This is a genomic window from Faecalibacterium sp. An192 (assembly GCF_002160175.1).
In the GTDB taxonomy this organism is placed as follows: domain Bacteria; phylum Bacillota; class Clostridia; order Oscillospirales; family Ruminococcaceae; genus Faecalibacterium.
Window position 1 is genome coordinate 1 of sequence record NZ_NFKB01000105.1, and the last position, 3485, is coordinate 3485.

Below are 3485 nucleotides of genomic sequence, written 5' to 3' on the forward strand. Positions count from 1 at the left end.
GCCCCAAAAAGCAGAAAGCCCCCGCCAAACCCCGGGAAAAGGCCCGCTTCACCCTCCAGACCCTCTGCACCATCCTGCGGGGTGCGGGCCGGATGACCCGGGCCGTGTTTGACGCCCTGCGCATCACCCGGATTCACGTGGTGTGGCCGGTGGGGGCCGGCGCCGAGCCGGACCAGGCCGCCCGGGACTATGGCGCGGCCTGCGCCTGGCTGTATCCGGCGCTGGGCCTGGTCAACCGGTTCATCTACCTGGATTTTGAGGAGCTGCGGCTGGTGCCCTGCGTGGAGGCGGACGCCCCCGTCCCGGCGGGACGGGTGTCCTTCCGGGTGTCGGCCCGGGCACTGTTCGTTTTTATAGCGGCGGTGCGGGTTCTCATCGAATTCTATCGGGAAAAGGTACTGGACGTATTCCTTTAATATGTGTTATACTGACCGGTAGAGGCATTCACAGGGCAGGGGCCGGAACGGCTTTCGGCCCCGCCCGCGTTTTCACTGTTTGATTGATTGTAAGGAGGCAAAATCTATGGCTGAACATCCGATTCAGGGGCTCATGGGCGCAACGATGGATAAGGTGCGCCAGATGGCCGACGCCAACACCATCATCGGCAAGCCCATCAAGACCGACGACGGCACCACCATCATCCCGGTGTCCCGCATTTCCCTGGGCGTCGGCACCGGCGGCGCCGACGGCGCCGGCAAAAACCCCGCCAACGGCGACCTGTTCGGCGGGTCGGGCGCCGGCGTCAACATCCGGCCGGTGGCCTTCCTGGTCATCAAGGACGGCCTGGTGCGCACCATCCAGCTGTCCGACCCCTCCAACAGCGTGGACCGGGCCCTGAATATGCTGCCCGAGCTGGTGGACAAGATCCTGTCCATGCTGCCCGACAAGGCCGACAAGGCCGAAAAAGCGGAGGCCGCCGCGGCCCCCGCCGACAACGAAGTATAAAAAACATTCCCACAGGTTTTGAGCGCCGGGAGGCGCACAAGGAGTAGAACATTATGGCATTGGAACGCATTCAGAAGATTATGAGCGAGCAGGGGCTGTGCTCCCGCCGCGCCGCCGAACAGATCATCGCCGAGGGCCGGGTCAAGGTCAATGGCCGGGTGGTGAGCGTGGGGGACAAGATGGACCCCGACCGGGACGTCCTCCACGTGGATGACGAGCGGATTTATATTGATAAGGAACAGAAGCTGTATTACCTGGCCCTGTACAAGCCCCGCGGCTATGTGACCACCGCCAGCGACGAGCTGGGCCGCAAGACGGTGATGGACCTGGTGTCGGATATTCCGGCCCGGCTGTACCCGGTGGGCCGGCTGGACAAGGACAGCGAAGGCCTGCTGCTGATGACCAACGACGGCACCTTTGCCAACGCCATGATGCACCCCTCGGGGGGCATCTCCAAGCTGTACCGTGTGACGGTGCAGCCCCGGGCGGAGGAGAGCCAGATTCTCCAGCTCAGCTCGGGCGTGGTGCTGGACGACGGCACCAGGACCCTGCCCTGCACCATCAACGTGGTGGTGGACGAGCCGGGCCGCACCGTCATGGAGATCACCCTGCGGGAGGGCAAAAACCGGGAGATCCGCCGGATGTGCGAGGCGGTGGGCCTGCAGGTGGTGCGCCTCAAGCGGAACGCCGAGGGCGTGGTCAAGCTGGGCATGCTGCAGCCGGGCAAGTACCGGGAGCTGACCAAGCAGGAGCTGACCGGCCTGCGTGCCGCGGCCGCCAAGGGCCGGGCCCAGACCCGCAGCGCCGCCGCGGCCGCCAAAGCCGCCAAACCGGCGCGCCGGACCGACGGCCCGGTGAAAAACCGTGCCGCCGGGCCCAAACGCCGGGGCTGAGGCGGGGTTTTCCCTGGAAAGAGGGAAAAATGGTACAAAAGTACTTGTGAAGAAGCTGACAAAATAGTATAATAAGGGCAATTGTGAAAGATATGGCGGCCTTGTGCCGCCCGAGGGAACAGGGAGGTCCGATCATGGCTTCAAAGATGAACCAAAAAGATATTCTTGCCCGGTTTTACGATGACGGTGTTTCCACGGCTCTGTTTGAGCAGGGCGCGGTGAGCGCCGCCTATGGCTGCGCCGGGGGCCAGCAGGTGTACACCCTCTGGCAGAACGGCGACGCGCTGGGCGCAAAGGACGTGGACCGTATGGTCCGCCTGCTGGACCTGGCGGCTGAGACCGGCTGCCCGGTGGTGACCTTTTACCAGGCTGCGGGCGCCAAACTGGCCGAGGGCCTGGACGCCCTGACTGCCAGCGCCAAGCTGAACGCCGCCATCGCCAAGGTGTCGGGCGTCATCCCTCAGGTGGCCGTGGTCCTGGGCGTCTGCGGCGGTTCCAGCGCGCTGGCTGCCGCCAACGCCGACGTCTGCATCATGGCCGAGGGGGCCGAGCTGTTCTTCACCCCGCCCTTCACCTCCGCCGCCAAGGGGGATAAGGTGGAAGGCGCCGGCACCGCTGCCGCCGCCGCCAAGGCCGGCGTGGCCGCCATCGTGGCCCCCGACGCCGCCGAGGCTGCCGCCAGGGCCGCCCGCATCGTGGGGATGCTGCCCTCCAACAACCTGGCCGGCCCCGCCTGCTTTGACTTCGAGGCCCCGGCTGCCGCCTTCAAGGCCGGCCTGGCTCCCGAAAAGGCTGCCGCCGCCCTGGTGGACGCAGGCAGCGCCGTGGAGCTGTACGCCGGCTTCGGCAAGAACGTCTATACCGCCCTGGCCACCATCGCCGGCGAGGCGGTGGGCGTTGTGGTCACCGGCGAAAAGCTGTGCCACAGCTGCACCTCCAAGGCGTCCCGCTTTGTCCGCCTGTGCGATGCTTTCAGCATCCCGGTGGTGACGGTGGTGGATACCGAGGGCTTTGTCCCCAGCGCTGCCGACGATATCGCCGGCGGCATGCGTGAGGCTGCCCGCCTGTCCGCTACCTATGCCGACGCCACCACCGCCCGGGTCTGCCTGCTGGCCGGCAAGGCCGTGGGCCCCGTCTACATCGCTCTGGCCGCCGCCGACCTGAAGATCGCGGTGGAGGGCTGCGTGGTCAGCCCGCTGGAGCCCTCGGCCGCCGTCTCGGTGCTGTATAAGGAGGAGCTGGACGCTTCGGCCAGCATCCCCGCCGCCACCCAGGCCAAGGCTGCCGCCTACGCCAAGGACGTGTGCAGCGCCCAGGCCGCTGTGGCCGCCGGCGCCGCCGACATGACCTGCGCCGCAGCGGGGGCCCGCTCCGCCGTGGTGGCCGCTCTGGATATCCTGCGCACCAAGCGCGCCTCCCGCCTGCCCAAGAAGCACGGCAACATGGCGCTGTAACTGACGTATTTATGAGCTGAATTTTCAGGAGGGTTTTTCGATGAAGTACTATACCATTACCGTCAACGGCGTCGCATACAGTGTCAGCGTGGAGGAGACCGCCGCCGGCGCAGCTCCTGCTCCCGCCGCTGCCCCCGCACCTGCACCCGCTCCCGCTGCCGCACCGGCCCCCGCCGCTGCTCCGGCCCCGGCT

At 66.7% G+C, this 3485-nt stretch carries 3 protein-coding genes and 2 pseudogenes; all 5 read left to right on the forward strand.

From position 1 onward, the window contains the following. A pseudogene (locus tag B5F27_RS16880) lies at positions 1 to 416 on the forward strand (DUF2953 domain-containing protein); the annotation flags it as partial. A gap of 106 nt (positions 417 to 522) precedes the next feature. Beyond that, the gene (locus B5F27_RS15900; RefSeq protein WP_087369025.1) at positions 523 to 945 is read left to right on the forward strand and encodes a spore germination protein GerW family protein; all 423 of its coding nucleotides are present in this window, start codon (positions 523 to 525) and stop codon (positions 943 to 945) included. 53 nt (positions 946 to 998) lie between these two features. Beyond that, a complete protein-coding gene (locus tag B5F27_RS15905) occupies positions 999 to 1838 on the forward strand; it encodes a pseudouridine synthase (RefSeq protein WP_087369026.1) in 840 nt (279 codons plus the stop codon). Between the two features lie 134 nt (positions 1839 to 1972). Beyond that, on the forward strand, positions 1973 to 3292 hold the full coding sequence (locus B5F27_RS15910; RefSeq protein WP_087369027.1) for a carboxyl transferase domain-containing protein: 1320 nt from the start codon (positions 1973 to 1975) through the stop codon (positions 3290 to 3292). 40 nt (positions 3293 to 3332) lie between these two features. After that, positions 3333 to 3485 (forward strand): annotated as a pseudogene (locus B5F27_RS17360) (acetyl-CoA carboxylase biotin carboxyl carrier protein subunit); the annotation flags it as partial.

Coding starts and splice junctions, on each gene's coding strand:
- B5F27_RS15900 (WP_087369025.1), top strand. CDS start 523: ATGGCTGAACATCCGATTCAGGGGCTCATGGGCGCAACGATGGATAAG.
- B5F27_RS15905 (WP_087369026.1), top strand. CDS start 999: ATGGCATTGGAACGCATTCAGAAGATTATGAGCGAGCAGGGGCTGTGC.
- B5F27_RS15910 (WP_087369027.1), top strand. CDS start 1,973: ATGGCTTCAAAGATGAACCAAAAAGATATTCTTGCCCGGTTTTACGAT.